The sequence below is a fragment of the Capnocytophaga sp. FDAARGOS_737 genome, from assembly GCF_009730375.1.
Lineage (GTDB): Bacteria > Bacteroidota > Bacteroidia > Flavobacteriales > Flavobacteriaceae > Capnocytophaga > Capnocytophaga leadbetteri.
On sequence record NZ_CP046316.1, the window covers coordinates 1 to 13,569 of the forward strand.

The window sequence follows — 13,569 nt, forward strand, 5'->3', positions numbered from 1 at the left end:
TAAGATTTAATTTCAGAAAAAGTTTGTCTATTCAAAAAAAAGAATTACCTTTGCGACAATAAACGTAAAAATTTAGAAAAACTATGAAAAAATTATTTTTATTTGCAGCCGTTATTTTTGCTAGTGCTTCTTACGCACAAACTGAAAAAGGAAATTGGTTTGCAGGTTCTGACTTAGGACTTTCTTACACATCTGAAACCACTACTCCTAAATATGATGGTACTAAAGGGAGTGAAACAACAGTATCTACTCTTAAGTTCACTCCTAATGTTAACTATTTTGTGATAGACAATTTGGCAGTAGGTTTAGGTTTAGAGTACACTAATATTAAAACAAAAGGGGTATCAGATAGTAAAAATATGTTTACTATAGCACCTAATGCTACTTATTTCTTCCCACTAAGTGCTAACTTGGCACCATTTGTAGGGGCTAAAGTAGGTTATGCTATGGCGTCAGCAGGAAGTTCTGATGCTAATAAGGATAACGGATTAGTATTTGGTGGTAAAGCAGGGATTGCTTATTTTGTAAACCAAGGAGCGGCTATCACCGGTTATGTAGGTTATGATAGCTATTCACTTAAGAATAAAGCAGATAGCAAAGCTGAAACCCAAAGAGGAATCTTAGGCGTAGGCGTAGGGGTTGCTTTGTTCTTTTAATATAATATAAAGAGAAAGACGAAAAAACAATAATAACTTTGCCAAAGGAGTTAATGTAAATCCTTTGGCAAGGTTTATTTGCTAACTACAGACAACTAATGCAACCAATGACAACTACTGACAACTAATAACTAACAATTAATATGAAACACTTTGTATTACCGGTAGGGCTGCTGCTATTAGTGGCTTGCCAGCAAAATCAAACTCCTTCCTCTACTAATGAAGAGAAAATGAATTATCCACAAACACGCAAAGACAGTACTGTAGATACTTACTTCGGTACTCAAGTGGCTGACCCCTATAGATGGTTAGAAGATGACCGCTCGGCTGAAACTGCTGCGTGGGTGAAGGCTCAGAATGCTTTCACTTTTGACTATCTCTCTAAAATTCCTTATAGACAAACTATCAAAGAGAAATTAGAAAAGCTGTGGAACTACGAAAAAATAGGTTCACCTTTTGTAGAAGGCGATTACACCTATTATTATAAGAACGATGGACTGCAAAACCAGTCGGTGTTGTACCGCAAAGACAAAGACGGTAAAGAAGAAGTGTTTTTGAATCCTAATACTTTTTCGGCTGACGGTACCACCTCATTAGCTACAGTGGCTTTCACCGAAGACGGCTCGCTTGTGGCGTACCTCATCTCGGAGGGCGGTAGCGACTGGCGCAAGGGCATTGTATTAGATGCTAAAACTAAGAAACAAATAGGCGAGACCTTAGTAGATATAAAATTTAGCGGCATAGCGTGGAAAGGCAATGAAGGTTTTTACTATTCGAGCTATGACAAACCCAAAGGTAGTGAGTTATCGGCTAAGACTGACCAACATAAGCTATACTACCATAAACTTGGCACTCCGCAAAGTCAAGATGTATTGGTATTTGGCGGTACTCCTGCCGAAAAATACCGCTATGTATCGGGCAGCGTGTCGGACGATGGCACTTATCTCTTCATTTCGGCTGCCAATGCGACTTCAGGCAACAAATTATTTGTAAAAGATTTGACCAAACCTAACGCTCCTCTTGTAACTATCACCGATAGCTTTGACGGCGATACAAGCTTTGTGAGCAACCAAGGTACGACCTTCTTCTTAGAGACGAACCTAAATGCTCCTAATGGCAGATTGGTGAAGGTAGAGGCTAAAAATCCGCAACCTGCTCACTGGCAAGATGTGATTGCAGAAACGGATAATGTATTGAGCATCAGTACCGCTGGCGAGTATCTTTTCGCTCACTATATGGTAGATGCGCTTTCAAAAGTAAAACAGTACGACTATACAGGCAAGCTCGTGCGCGAGGTGCAATTGCCTAATATAGGTACTGCGAGTGGCTTCCACGCTAAGAAGAAAGAAGTGCATACTTATTTCACTTTTACTAACTATGCTACCCCCAGCAGTATCTATAAAATGGACTTAGCTTCAGGGGCTATTGAGCAATATTGGAAACCAGCGATTGCTTTTGATGCTACCCAATATGAGTCGAAGCAAGTATTTTACACTTCTAAAGACGGAACCAAAGTGCCAATGATGATTACCTATAAAAAAGGATTGAAGTTAGATGGCAAAAATCCTACCTTATTATATGGTTACGGAGGTTTTAACGTAAGTTTGACTCCTGCTTTTAGCGTGGTAAATGCTGTGTGGATGGAGCAAGGCGGTGTATATGCTGTACCTAACTTACGCGGAGGAGGCGAATATGGTAAAAAATGGCACGATGCCGGTACTAAGATGCAGAAACAGAATGTGTTTGACGATTTTATAGCGGCAGCTGAATACCTTATTAAAGAGAAATACACCTCGCCTGCTTATTTGGCTATCAAAGGAGGTTCTAACGGTGGGCTGTTAGTAGGCGCTACTATGCTACAACGCCCTGACCTCTTTAGGGTGGCACTTCCGGCAGTGGGTGTGCTTGATATGCTACGTTATCACACCTTTACGGCAGGTGCTGGTTGGGCGTACGACTATGGTACTGCTGATGACAGCGCCGAGATGTTTGAATACCTAAAAGGTTATTCGCCCTTTCATAATGTGAAAAAAGGTGTCAGCTACCCAGCAACCCTCATCACCACTGGTGACCACGATGATAGGGTAGTGCCTGCCCACAGTTTTAAATTTGCGGCAGAGCTACAGAGCAAGCAAGAGGGTAATTTGCCTATACTTATCAGGATAGAAACCAATGCAGGGCACGGAGCCGGTACCCCAGTGAGCAAAACCATAGAGCAAAATGCCGATTTGCAAGCGTTTACCTTGTGGAATATGGGTATTAAAAAGTAACAAATAAGTATATAAAAACGTTTTTCTTTTAATCTTTTTTTACAAATAGGTGTGACGAAACGCGGTGAATTGTGAATAAATTGTTAAATTTCGCTCTCCATCAAAAATAAAAGTAGATAAATTTTGCTGGTGTGAAATAAAATGCGTACGTTTGCGCCCTAATTAAATGTGAATTTAAACAATGTTTATGGCAAGAAGAATATTTGTAGTGCTACTATCATTCTTTGTAATGACAGCGTGTAGACGTGGAGGTGGCGATAACAAAGGAGAGCTTGTAGGTGTAGGGGGTAAGAGCTGGAAGCAGCCTACTCCGTATGGTATGACGCTTATCCCGAGTGGTTCTTTCATTATGGGTAGTTCTGATGATGATAAGACCGCGAGTTTAAACGCTCCAGTCAAAACTGTGAGTGTTGGTTCGTTTTATATGGACGAAACTGAAATTACAAATAGTGAGTACCGCCAATTTGTGAATTGGGTGCGCGACTCTATTATCCGTACTCAGTTAGCCGATATGGCTGAACAAACAGGCCAAACCTCAGGTAGCGGTGGTATTGGTGACTTTGCATACTTAGACACTAATACAGAGAAGATGAACGCTTACCAACAGTATCTTCAAAATACTTACGGTGACCAAAAAGCGCGTAAACTCAATAAGAAGAAAGCACTTATTTGGGATACAAATAAATATCCTGATGAGTACTATTCTGAAGTAATGGACAAAATGTACTTGCCCGAAGAGGAAGCTTATAACGGCAAGCGCATTATGGACGTACAAAAGTTTGAGTTTAAATATCAATGGCTTGATATGGAAAAAGCTGCTCGTGCAAGAGGTAAACGTAAAGACTTCATTAAAGAAGAAATAGTGAAAGTTTATCCTGATACTACTGTATGGATTAGAGACTTTAACTACTCATATAATGAGCCTATGCACAATGACTATTTCTGGCACGAAGCCTACGGGGATTATCCTGTAGTAGGTGTAAGCTGGATACAAGCGAAGGCTTTCTGCGAGTGGCGTACTCTTAATAAGAATGCTTATCAGAAATCAAAAGGTGATTATACGGTGAATGCTTTCCGCCTACCGATTGAATCGGAGTGGGAATATGCAGCACGTGGTGGGCTACCAGGAGGTACTTATCCTTGGGGAGGTCCTTATACCTATGATGATAAAGCGTGCTTTTTGGCGAACTTTAAACCACTACGTGGTGACTACGCCTCAGACAACGCCCTTTATACTGTAGAAGCAAAATCGTACGAGCCTAACGGATACAACCTATATAATATGGCTGGTAACGTATCGGAATGGACAAATACTTCATACGACCCTAACTCTTATGAATATATGTCGACAATGAACCCTAACGTATTGGACGACAACAACAGACGTAAGGTAATACGCGGAGGTTCTTGGAAAGACGTAGCCTTTATGCTGCAAGTAAATACCCGTGACTATGAGTATCAAGACTCTGCGCGTAGCTACATTGGCTTCCGCACAGTACAAGACTTTATGGGTATCAGCGAAAAACAACAAGCTAAATCAGCACGAGGCTATAGATAGAATAGTAAACAAATAATCAAAAAAAACCAAAAACAAATAAACTAACAACATTTTTAATTTCAGAGTATTATGGCAGGAAGTAAAGTAACAAAGAGAATTTTCAATTATGCTTATGGTATAGGAGCCTCTATAGTAATTGTAGGTGCCTTGGCTAAGATTTTGCACGCAGATATTATGGGTATTAGTGGTAGTGTGCTATTGGCAATAGGTATGGGTACTGAGGCAGTTATCTTCTTTATGTCGGCATTTGAGCCAGTAGAAGAAGAGCTAGATTGGTCATTGGTATACCCAGAGCTAAAAGGTGGAGAGCCAGTATCACGCCAAGTGCAAGCTGTAGCCCAACAAGTAAATCCAGCAGAAGAGAAAGCACTAAAAGAATCTCTTTCTGAAAAATTAGATGCTATTTTAGCAGAAGCTAATATTGACGCTAACTTAATGCGTTCATTAGGTAAATCGATAGAAAACTTTGCAGAAGCAAGCAAAGAAATCGCTCCTGTAGCAGGTACTATGGTAGCAACCCACAAATATGGTGAAGAGCTATCAGAGGCAGCCTCTAACTTAGAATCACTAAATAGCCTTTACAAATTACAATTAGAAAGAACTGAACGTCAGGTTTCTGCTCAAGCAGGTATTGCCGATAATCTAGACTCATTGAACAAACAAATGCTTTCATTTAAAGACAATCTAAAATCTTTGAACACAATTTATGGAGGTATGTTGTCAGCAATGGGAGGTGCTCGATAAGAAGAATTTATTAACTTAACTAATTTAAAAATTTAGCTTATGGCAGGTGGAAAGGCAAGTCCTAGACAGAAAATGATTAACCTGATGTATCTGGTTTTCCTTGCGATGATAGCGCTTAATATGGGGAAACAAGTATTGGATGCATTTGGGTTAGTTAATGCAAAATTTGAATCAGCAAATACAAGGGCCAACGGTACCATCGCGGCTGCTTTTGCTGATCTGGAAACTAAAGCGAGTGAAAACCCAAAACAGTATGCTGCGATTTTAGAACAATCGAAGCAGATAAAATCACTCTCTTCTGATTTGTATAGCTATATCCAAGAGATTAAAACAGGATTGGAAGATGCTATTGGACAGAAAGATAAGAAGGTAGAGGAGAAAGATTATCAAGCAATGGATAAATCTGACTATACTGACCACTTATTTTTTGCTGAAGGTGCTACAAAAGGCACAGAATTTGTAGAGAAGATTAATGCATATCGCGAAGGAATTCTAAAAATATTGGGTGAAGACAAGTCTTACGCTGAGTTAGCTACTAAAGTAAAAGAAAACTTTAGTACTAATGACCGCAAAGATAAAGACGGTAATACCGTAAAATGGTTGCACTTCAACTTTGAAGGATTCCCTTATATCGCTTCTTTGGCTAAGTTCTCTATGATGCAGTCAGATATCTTATCAGTACAAGAAGATTTCTTTGCTAAAGCACTTGAAGGTAGTTTGAAACAGCAAGTATCGATGACTAACTATACTACTTTGCTTGAACAAGGTAAAGGAGCTTACTATCAAGGTGAGAAATTTGATGGTTCGATAGTGTTAGGTCGTAAAGATGCTTATACACGCCCTAATGCAGTAGACATTTCATTAGACGGAAGAAAGCTTTCACAAAGTGAATTTACCATTGAAGATGGACGTGTGAAACTTAACATTTCAGCAGGTAATACTGGAGAACACAAAATTACAGGTAATCTTTACTTTGACCAAGAAGGTGAGCGTATAGCAGTGCCTGTATCACAAAGTTTCTCTACTATTCCTAAACCAAACTCAGCTGTTATCTCGGCTGATAAGATGAACGTAGTATATCGTGGCGTAGATAACCCTATCACCATCTCGATGCCTGGTGTACCTGATAACAAAATTATGGCTTCAGGACAAGGACTCTCTAAAGCCTCTGGAACAGGAGCTTGGGTGATGAGACCAGGACAAGGTAAAGATGTAACCATCACTGTAACAGGTGAGTTAGACGGACAACGCTTTAGCTCTTCAAAACTTTTCCGTATTAAGAGTATTCCTCGTGCGGTAACTAGTATAGCCGGAATTGTAGGTGATGGCAAATTGCCAAAAGATAATATCGGTGTATTACCAATCAACGCTGTACTTGAAGACTTTGATTTTGACTTGAAACTACAAGTAAATGAGTTTAAAGTATTTATACCAGGACAACCTAGTGTGGTAGTGAGAGGAAATAAATTTAATGAACAAGCACGCTCAGCTTTATCACGAGCAAAACGTGGTGATAAAGTACAGATATTCGATGTAAAAGCGAGTATAGTAGGCAATAGCACATTGAAATTACCTCCTGTTTCACCTATCGTTATCGAAATAAACTAAGAAGAATTTTTATGTTACAACTAAAAAATATAATAGTACTATTAATTTTAGTGTTTACTTTTCAGCTTTCATCAGCACAGGTGAACATTCTCAATGCTAAGGTAGCATCGGATATTGGTGTGAAAACAGCTGCACAGATAGAGGCTGACAATGATAAGCCCCTACCTTACGGCTATGTAGATGACCGAGATATCCTATGGTCTGTAGAAGTATGGGAAGTAATCGACCTAAACGAAAGGGCAAACTTTCCGCTTCTTTTCCCTACTGATACACTTGAGGTAGACGCTTATCGCCGCTCTCTATACGATGTGCTTATCAAGAATATCAAAAATGGTAAGATAAAAGATCTGTATGTAGATTCATATTTTACACAAACTAAGACAGCTGAGGCTATACAAGCTTCTATGTCTAAGATTGATACGCTTGATATAGGGTATGAGCAACTAAATGCTGGAGAGAAACTTTCGCCTGAGTACGTTACTCGTCGTAACTTAGAGTCATCGGATATTGCTCAGTATCACATACGTGGTATATGGTACTTCGACAAACGCCAAGGAGAGCTCAAGTACCGTTTATTGGCATTGGCTCCTGTAGCACCTGATGTAAACTTTATAGACTCAGACGACTCTACGATGTCAGCATTAGTACCTTTATTCTGGGTGTTCTATCCGCAGGTGCGAGAAATTTTGCACGAGGCTAAAACGTTCAATAGAAAGAACGATGCCCGCCCGATGTCATTCGACCACTTGCTCAATGCCCGAATGTTTAGTTCTGTTATCTATCAAGAAGCTAACGTATACGGCGATAGAAAGATAAAGGACTACATTCAAAACAACGCACTCTTCCAACTCTTAGAGTCTGATAAGATAAAAGAGAAGATTCGTGACAGAGAGCAAGATATGTGGGCTAATTAGAATTTAAATTCACAGAAATATTCTTTTAACTGTTAAAAAAAGCATTGTTGTAATGACAATGCTTTTGTTTTAGATATAAATAAGGAGAAAACAAATGGACATTAAGAATGCACAATTAGAAGTAGATAATTGGATTAAGGAGCATGGAGTGAGATACTTCAATGAGCTTACCAATATGGCGCAACTTACTGAAGAAGTGGGTGAGGTGGCTCGTATCATAGCACGTCGTTATGGAGAGCAATCAGAGAAAGAAAGCGATAAGAACAAGGATTTGGGAGAAGAGCTTGCAGATGTAGTATTTGTAGTACTCTGCTTAGCTAACCAAACAGGCATCGATTTGCAACAAGCCTTTGATAAGAAGATGCTTAAAAAAACTGAGCGAGACCACAATCGCCATCATAATAATGAGAAGTTAAAATAAAAAATAGGGGATACTTAATTAAGTATCCCCTATTTTTATGGGAAAAATTATCTATTCTTCATCTTCAAATAGTTCTTCATCATCATCAAAGTCCTCATCTTCTACTTCGTCAAGGTCTTCTTCTTTAGCTTTGGTAGCTACTTTCTTACCTTTTTTCTTGCCTTTGCTTGGCAACTCGTTGCTCTTAAGCCATTCTCTTATAGCAGCTTCTAATTCTTCTGTTAGCTCAGGGTTGTCTTTTAATACTTTTATTACAGCATCACGCCCTTGCCCGAGCTTGCTTTCTTTGTAGCTAAACCAAGAACCGCTTTTGGTTATGATATCTGCATCTACGCCTATATCTAATATTTCACCTATCTTAGAAATTCCTAGTCCGAAGATAATATCAAATTCGGTAGCCTTAAATGGAGAAGCTACTTTATTCTTTACTACTTTTACTTTAGTGCGGTTACCAATGATTTCACCACTGCTATCCTTAATGGCTGCGCTTCCTTGAGGGCCTCCAGCTTTGCGGATATCTAAACGCACTGATGAATAGAATTTTAGTGCATTACCCCCTGTAGTAGTTTCAGGAGAGCCAAATGTTACACCTATTTTATCGCGTAGCTGGTTGATGAATATCACTATACAGTTAGCTTTGCTTATGCTGGCTGTTATCTTGCGTAGAGCTTGCGACATTAGGCGAGCGTGAAGACCCATTTTAGAGTCACCCATTTCACCTTCTATCTCTCCTTTAGGGGTTAGCGCTGCTACCGAGTCGATAACGATAAGGTCTACTGCACCAGAGCGTATAAGGGCATCTGCTATTTCAAGAGCTTGCTCTCCACTATCAGGTTGTGTAACCAATAGATTTTTGACATCTACGCCCAAACGCTGTGCGTATACAGGGTCAAAAGCGTGCTCAGCATCTATAAAAGCTGCTGTACCTTTAGCTTTTTGTACCTCGGCTATAGCGTGTAGGGTAAGAGTGGTCTTACCTGATGATTCGGGACCGTATATCTCAATTACGCGCCCTTTGGGGTAGCCACCTACACCGAGGGCTGCATCTAAGCCTATAGAACCTGTAGAGTATACTTCTACATCTTCTACAGGGCTGTCGCCTAAAGCGCGTACGGTTCCTTTGCCATAGGCCTTATCTAGCTTGGCTAAGGTTAGCTTGAGGGCTTCTCTTTTTTGTTCTTCTACACTGAGTTCTTTGTTCTTTGCCATTAGTGTTTACTTTAATAAGGTGCAAAAATAGTAATAAAATCAGTAAGCTACAAATATTTACTGATAGGCTTATGGGCTAAAGTGTCTGCCGTTTGCTTTGTTCTACTCTCACTACAAATAGTCCTATACCTAATCCGATGGCGAAAATGCCTAAGTCTTGCAGGTGCAGTGTGTTTGTTTCTTTGTAGAGAGCGCTAACAGTCATCAGACAGATACCTAATAATAAAAGAGCAGGGTAGACTTTAGTAAAGCTGAAATCTTGCTCTAAGCTGTTTAGACGGCGCAGACTAAACTGTCTCTTTCGTCTATAAATTGTATTAAAATAGAGTAATACCCCCAATATTGGGGTACCCACAATCATCAGCGCCCATAAGGTAATGTCTTGTTTCTTTTCGTTCTTGTACCTTTTAAAGAGGTCAGAGAGTGCCCATATAGCAAAAGCGACTTGTAGCACTACAAGGGTAATAATTAGTTCGGTTTGCATAATACATTTAGGTTTTTTTGAGTGGTTATCAAAAAGATGCCACAAAGGTAGCATTTATATTTGATAAATGCAAGTCTTTTTAAGATATAAAATAAAAAAAGTCCGATAATTATTTATCGGACTTTTCCATTAACCAACCAAAACTTTAAATTATGAAAACTATTATTTGAAGTTTTACAATGAGCTACCACCCTCATTGCGTTGGCAAAGGTACGGCGTTTTTTTGAAATACCAAAATAAAATCAGACTTTAACAAAAAATTAACGCATATCACTTTTTTAGGTAGCTCATTATCAATATTTTAACCATTTGCTAAAGAACTGATTACTTTATCAGCTCCTTTCAGAATTTCCGGACTTCCTACTCCTATAGCAGTCATTCCAGCAGCTTTAGCAGCCTGTATACCCGCAGGAGCATCTTCTAATACACAGCAGCGGTCGGCACTGAGGTGTAGGGCTTCGGCTGCTTTCAAGAAAACTTCTGGGTCAGGTTTGGCTTTGCTAACCATTGTGCCATCAACTATAGCATCAAAATAAGGCAGTATACCGGTGCGTTCTAATACTAAGTGTGCATTTCTACTAGCAGAGCCAAGAGCTATCTTTTTGCCTTTGCTTTTCAGTTGCTGAAGCAGTGGCAATACCCCTGGCAATAGTTCCTTATGGTCTATATGACTTATTTTTTGCAGATAACTTTCATTCTTTCTAAGAGCGGTCTGCGCAAAAACTTCCTCGCTTAGGCTCTTGCCTGCCCACGATAATATTTTGTGCAGCGATACCTCTCTTCCTATGCCTTTTAGCTGCTCATTATGCTCGGGAGTAAGCTCAAAACCAAACTCTTTAGTGATTTCTTTCCAAGCTAAATAATGATATTTAGCCGTATCTACTAATACCCCATCAAGGTCGAAAATATACCCATCAGCATCAGGTAGGGAGCATACAGGCTGCGGATTGTCAGAAGCAAACCATTCAGCATACGAACTTTCGGTTTCGCATAGGCGTATAGAGTAAAGTTGCACATTGGGGGGCAACTGCTGCTGAATGCGCTGAGCAAAGTCGATTACCAGATTTTCGCTTGTAGGCTGATAGGGTACACTGATGATATTGTGTCCTTTGGCGCGTAGGCTTTCTGCTAGCTCTTGATGAGGTGAGTTAGAGTTGAATACCATAGCGTGGTCAAAAGGGGTGATAATCTGTTCTTGTACGATGCGTTTTAGGTCGCCAAAATCGATAACCATACCGTTTTTAACGTTGTGTGGGTCATTGATGGGCGTACCAATAACGGTTACTAAAAGTTTATAGCTATGTCCGTGCAGGTTTTTGCACTTGCCGTCATAACCATAGAGGGCGTGACCTGCCTCAAAATCAAATTTCTTTGTAATACGAATCATTTTCTAATCGTTAATTCAAAAATTCATAATTTATAATTCAAAATGCATCAGCTTTGTTTCTTTGCCATCGAATACAGCGTAGGTGTAGTAGTGTATCCAGTCGCCGGTATTTATATAGGTAGCTTTGCCGCCCAAATCGATAGTCATTGGTAGGTGCCGATGCCCAAAAAGGAAGTAATCATAATGGGTAGTCTCTAATTTGCGCTTGCAGTACTGCACTAACCACTCTTTGTCTTCACCTAAGAAATGCACGTCTTCATCGCCCGAAATCATCTTGTTTTTCACCGATAAATATTGCGCTAAACGCACGCCTATATCAGGGTGCAACCAACGGAAAAGCCACTTGCAAAAAGGATTGGTAAATACTTTCTTCATTCGCTTGTAGCCCTTATCGCCAGGCCCTAAACCATCGCCGTGCCCTATAAGGAAGCGTTTGCCGCAGCTCTCTACCTCTTGCGGACGGTGAAAGACAGGTATATTGAGTTCTTTTTCAAAATAATCATCCATCCACAGGTCGTGGTTGCCTACGAAAAAGTAAATAGCGATGCCGCTATCGCGCAGTTCGGCCAGCTTGCCTAAGGTGCGTACGAAGCCTTTAGGCACTACTGTGCGGTACTCAAACCAGAAGTCGAATAAGTCGCCTAAGAGGAAGATAGCCCCTGCATCGGCTTTTATAGTGTCGAGCCAGCGCACGAATTTCGCTTCGCGTTCCTTGCTCGCCTCAGGGGTAGGAGCGCCCAAGTGATTGTCTGAGGCAAAGTATATTTTCTTATTTTCAGTTAGTGATACGTGCAACATCTTATTTATTTCGTTTATCTTCACCCCAAAGTAGCTTGGTGCGAAGGGTTTTGATAAAGCTATCGCCCTCTAAACGAATCATCTTCACTACGAAAGGGGCTTTCCTAACTATGATACTCTGTTTGTTGGGTATCGATTTGATATGCGAGTCAAGCGACATCAGGAACTTCTTTTCGCGCCCTGAAATGCTCAGCTTAACCTCTGCGTCTTCCGGAATAATAACAGGGCGGGCGCTCAGATTATGAGGAGCGATAGGGGTAAGCACAAAGTTCTTAGCGGTGGGTAATATTACCGGCCCTGCACAGCTTAACGAGTAGCCCGTAGAGCCTGTAGGGGTAGCGATGATAAGTCCGTCAGCCCAATAAGAGCACAGGTAGTCGCCATTTAGTTCCGTATCGACAGTTATCATCGAGGCGGTATTTTTGCGAGTAACGGTTATCTCGTTGAGGGCGAAGTTTACCGTATCTACCGGCTCGCCTGTATCGGCAAACACAGCCTCTATAACCGAGCGTTCTACCACCTGATAATCGCCTTTGCGCAGTTGTTCTAATACATTGGGCAAGTCGTCTTTATGGGCGGTTGCCAAGAAGCCCAATCGCCCAGCATTGATGCCCAAAATAGGTATCTGCAAACTGCGTACATAGGTAATGCCTTTTAGCAGTGTGCCATCGCCCCCTATAGTCAGCATCACGTCGTAAGAGGTGTTTAGGTCTTCGAATGAAGCAAAAGATTTAGCGCTGTTAAATTTATCAGACCTCAGCTGCAATTCCGATAGTATTTCCTGCTCTATATACACTTGGTCATCAGGGGTAAAGAGCGAGAAAAGCTGCTGTAAGATGCTTTCGTTTTCAGCAGTATATTGGCGTATATAAATAGCGATTTTCATCTTTTCAAATTTCTTCTTTTTTATAAAGATGTTTTTTTAGTTCTTCAGTAGAGGTAAAGAAATGCCCATAGCCTTTGGCAGTAAGTCCTTTTTTTAGTTTTTCATCACCAGACCAAATCTTGTGCCCAGTATGCAAATGAAGAGCTATGAAAAAGGTATCATCTTCGTCTATATCATCTACTAATGCGTGTGCTTTTAGTAAAGTAGGGGTAGGTATTTCGCTTACATAACTTAGCTTTATACGTGTTTTGTAGTATTTTAATTCCTCTTTCAGTTGTTTTTCTGTTAGGTCTGAACATTCTACCACTTTTTGCCAATGTTCTTTTAACTCCTCAAAAATATAATCAGGAGCTGTAAACTGTAAATGGCTTTTTTGTTTGAATATAGAAGCCATTATCCCCTTAGGAGTTATCAAGGCACTTATCAGAATATTACTATCAGTTATGAGTATCATTTTTTTCTCTAAATAACATATCGAATAAGTATCTTCTTGTCATTCCTGCATTCATAGATTTAGCAATCTCATCAATCGCTTTTTTCTTCTGATAATAAGAGAGTTTCTTTTTAGGCTTTTCTTTCTGAACAGTGGTTGGGGTATTTGTATTTGTAGCTGTTGCTTGCATAATATTTTAAT

At 40.1% G+C, this 13,569-nt stretch carries 14 protein-coding genes and 1 pseudogene; 7 read left to right on the forward strand and 8 right to left on the reverse strand.

Annotated elements, in window-relative coordinates; all coding sequences use genetic code 11:
* Window positions 1-83: 83 nt before the first annotated feature.
* The 7 genes from FOC45_RS00005 (at window position 84) to FOC45_RS00035 (ending at window position 8,171) form a co-directional block, all read left to right on the forward strand.
* Window positions 84-656, forward strand: coding sequence for an outer membrane beta-barrel protein (locus tag FOC45_RS00005; RefSeq protein WP_009388439.1), 573 nt, complete (start codon window positions 84-86; stop codon window positions 654-656).
* A 143-nt stretch (window positions 657-799) separates the two neighbouring features.
* Window positions 800-2,926, forward strand: coding sequence for a prolyl oligopeptidase family protein (locus FOC45_RS00010; protein ID WP_009388431.1), 2,127 nt, complete (start codon window positions 800-802; stop codon window positions 2,924-2,926).
* A gap of 181 nt (window positions 2,927-3,107) precedes the next feature.
* Window positions 3,108-4,484 (forward strand): gliding motility lipoprotein GldK, encoded by a 1,377-nt coding sequence (gldK, locus tag FOC45_RS00015; protein WP_009388430.1) that lies wholly within the window; start codon window positions 3,108-3,110, stop codon window positions 4,482-4,484.
* Window positions 4,485-4,553: 69 nt separating this feature from the next.
* A complete protein-coding gene (gldL, locus tag FOC45_RS00020; RefSeq protein WP_009388429.1) occupies window positions 4,554-5,228 on the forward strand; it encodes a gliding motility protein GldL in 675 nt (224 codons plus the stop codon).
* Window positions 5,229-5,267: 39 nt separating this feature from the next.
* Complete coding sequence (gldM, locus tag FOC45_RS00025; protein ID WP_009388428.1) at window positions 5,268-6,836, forward strand: gliding motility protein GldM; 1,569 nt, start codon at window positions 5,268-5,270, stop codon at window positions 6,834-6,836.
* An 11-nt stretch (window positions 6,837-6,847) separates the two neighbouring features.
* Window positions 6,848-7,750 (forward strand): gliding motility protein GldN, encoded by a 903-nt coding sequence (gene gldN / locus FOC45_RS00030; RefSeq protein WP_009388427.1) that lies wholly within the window; start codon window positions 6,848-6,850, stop codon window positions 7,748-7,750.
* A 94-nt stretch (window positions 7,751-7,844) separates the two neighbouring features.
* Window positions 7,845-8,171: a nucleotide pyrophosphohydrolase gene (locus FOC45_RS00035; RefSeq protein ID WP_009388426.1), complete on the forward strand. Its 327-nt coding sequence runs from the start codon at window positions 7,845-7,847 to the stop codon at window positions 8,169-8,171.
* Between the two features lie 51 nt (window positions 8,172-8,222).
* Here the strand turns inward: FOC45_RS00035 and recA are convergent, their stop codons facing one another.
* The 8 genes and pseudogenes from recA to FOC45_RS00070 form a co-directional block, all read right to left on the reverse strand.
* Window positions 8,223-9,380 (reverse strand): recombinase RecA, encoded by a 1,158-nt coding sequence (gene recA, locus FOC45_RS00040; protein ID WP_009388425.1) that lies wholly within the window; start codon window positions 9,378-9,380, stop codon window positions 8,223-8,225.
* Between the two features lie 76 nt (window positions 9,381-9,456).
* Window positions 9,457-9,864, reverse strand: a complete 408-nt coding sequence (locus tag FOC45_RS00045) for a PLDc N-terminal domain-containing protein (RefSeq protein ID WP_157909062.1) — start codon at window positions 9,862-9,864, stop codon at window positions 9,457-9,459.
* Between the two features lie 301 nt (window positions 9,865-10,165).
* Window positions 10,166-10,771, reverse strand: coding sequence for a beta-phosphoglucomutase (gene pgmB / locus FOC45_RS12040; protein WP_231121930.1), 606 nt, complete (start codon window positions 10,769-10,771; stop codon window positions 10,166-10,168).
* A 39-nt stretch (window positions 10,772-10,810) separates the two neighbouring features.
* Window positions 10,811-11,251, reverse strand: a pseudogene (locus FOC45_RS12045) (6-pyruvoyl tetrahydropterin synthase family protein); the annotation flags it as partial.
* Window positions 11,252-11,281: 30 nt separating this feature from the next.
* Window positions 11,282-12,049, reverse strand: a complete 768-nt coding sequence (locus tag FOC45_RS00055; RefSeq protein ID WP_034540745.1) for a UDP-2,3-diacylglucosamine diphosphatase — start codon at window positions 12,047-12,049, stop codon at window positions 11,282-11,284.
* 1 nt (window position 12,050) lies between these two features.
* Complete coding sequence (locus FOC45_RS00060) at window positions 12,051-12,935, reverse strand: NAD kinase (RefSeq protein ID WP_009388419.1); 885 nt, start codon at window positions 12,933-12,935, stop codon at window positions 12,051-12,053.
* A gap of 4 nt (window positions 12,936-12,939) precedes the next feature.
* Window positions 12,940-13,389, reverse strand: coding sequence for a PIN domain-containing protein (locus tag FOC45_RS00065; RefSeq protein WP_009388418.1), 450 nt, complete (start codon window positions 13,387-13,389; stop codon window positions 12,940-12,942).
* Window positions 13,373-13,558 (reverse strand): hypothetical protein, encoded by a 186-nt coding sequence (locus FOC45_RS00070; protein WP_009388417.1) that lies wholly within the window; start codon window positions 13,556-13,558, stop codon window positions 13,373-13,375. The genes FOC45_RS00065 and FOC45_RS00070 overlap by 17 nt, the downstream gene beginning before the upstream one ends.
* Window positions 13,559-13,569: the final 11 nt, after the last annotated feature.

Bases quoted from the DNA above. Each gene is read 5' to 3' on its own strand.
- FOC45_RS00005 (WP_009388439.1), top strand. From the start codon at position 84: ATGAAAAAATTATTTTTATTTGCAGCCGTTATTTTTGCTAGTGCTTCT.
- FOC45_RS00010 (WP_009388431.1), top strand. From the start codon at position 800: ATGAAACACTTTGTATTACCGGTAGGGCTGCTGCTATTAGTGGCTTGC.
- gldK (WP_009388430.1), top strand. From the start codon at position 3,108: ATGTTTATGGCAAGAAGAATATTTGTAGTGCTACTATCATTCTTTGTA.
- gldL (WP_009388429.1), top strand. From the start codon at position 4,554: ATGGCAGGAAGTAAAGTAACAAAGAGAATTTTCAATTATGCTTATGGT.
- gldM (WP_009388428.1), top strand. From the start codon at position 5,268: ATGGCAGGTGGAAAGGCAAGTCCTAGACAGAAAATGATTAACCTGATG.
- gldN (WP_009388427.1), top strand. From the start codon at position 6,848: ATGTTACAACTAAAAAATATAATAGTACTATTAATTTTAGTGTTTACT.
- FOC45_RS00035 (WP_009388426.1), top strand. From the start codon at position 7,845: ATGGACATTAAGAATGCACAATTAGAAGTAGATAATTGGATTAAGGAG.
- recA (WP_009388425.1), bottom strand. From the start codon at position 9,380: ATGGCAAAGAACAAAGAACTCAGTGTAGAAGAACAAAAAAGAGAAGCC.
- FOC45_RS00045 (WP_157909062.1), bottom strand. From the start codon at position 9,864: ATGCAAACCGAACTAATTATTACCCTTGTAGTGCTACAAGTCGCTTTT.
- FOC45_RS00055 (WP_034540745.1), bottom strand. From the start codon at position 12,049: ATGTTGCACGTATCACTAACTGAAAATAAGAAAATATACTTTGCCTCA.
- FOC45_RS00060 (WP_009388419.1), bottom strand. From the start codon at position 12,935: ATGAAAATCGCTATTTATATACGCCAATATACTGCTGAAAACGAAAGC.
- FOC45_RS00065 (WP_009388418.1), bottom strand. From the start codon at position 13,389: ATGATACTCATAACTGATAGTAATATTCTGATAAGTGCCTTGATAACT.
- FOC45_RS00070 (WP_009388417.1), bottom strand. From the start codon at position 13,558: ATGCAAGCAACAGCTACAAATACAAATACCCCAACCACTGTTCAGAAA.